Origin of the sequence: Gilliamella sp. Lep-s35, from assembly GCF_009795845.1 — a bacterium.
In the GTDB taxonomy this organism is placed as follows: Bacteria; Pseudomonadota; Gammaproteobacteria; order Enterobacterales; family Orbaceae; genus Gilliamella.
In genome coordinates, this window is record NZ_WTEX01000096.1 from 1 (window position 1) to 270 (window position 270).

The following is a 270-nucleotide window of genomic DNA, read 5'->3' on the forward strand; positions in this document are numbered from 1 at the left end:
AAATATTGACATAGTTTTGTTATGCTATAACGATGTCGATTTGCTTTTAGGATAGCGATTTTCGCCCTATTATCAGTGCTGCTTGTTTTAGGGTATCGTTTTCCATGCGGAGTTGTTTAAGCGCTTTACGCAACGCGATTAACTCTTGTTCTTGTGGACTGCGATTATCTTTTGTTTTAAATGAACCGCTTTGGCTTGCTTGCGTTATCCAACGGTCCAATGCTGATGGTGTCAATTCCTATTTTGCAACGATTTCACTACGTGATTTAC

General features: G+C 39.3%; 1 protein-coding gene. It reads right to left on the reverse strand.

What is annotated here, in order from left to right; genetic code table 11:
* Nucleotides 1-46: 46 nt before the first annotated feature.
* A complete protein-coding gene (locus GQ590_RS12190) occupies nt 47-235 on the reverse strand; it encodes a hypothetical protein (protein ID WP_160409346.1) in 189 nt (62 codons plus the stop codon).
* Nucleotides 236-270 lie beyond the last annotated feature (35 nt).